We start from the raw sequence: 301 nt of genomic DNA on the forward strand, positions 1-301 counted from the left end.
CAAGGCTTAGGCTTTGATGTGCCATTCTATCTACGATACACCTTTGAACTCATTCGCAATGCAGCCTGGTTTGACGTTCTCTACGCGCTCTTGGGGATTAGCTTCATTCCTAACCAACAACAAGGCAGAGACCGCTTTTATCTCAGTTCGGCCATTCTCGCTCTGCTCGCTGCTATGGTCTTTATTACCTTGGCCCAAGGTATCTCAGGCTCACAATGGGTGTCCAGCTATTCGATTCTGTTGTTTCAGGTATCACTTTCTATCGTCGCACTTTTACTTTTAGAACAAGTATGGCGTAGCG

At 46.5% G+C, this 301-nt stretch carries 1 pseudogene; it reads left to right on the top strand.

Features of this window, described 5'->3' with window-relative positions:
- A pseudogene (locus A3756_RS27315) lies at positions 1-301 on the top strand (PEP-CTERM system histidine kinase PrsK); the annotation flags it as partial.

Source organism: Oleiphilus sp. HI0086, from assembly GCF_001635225.1.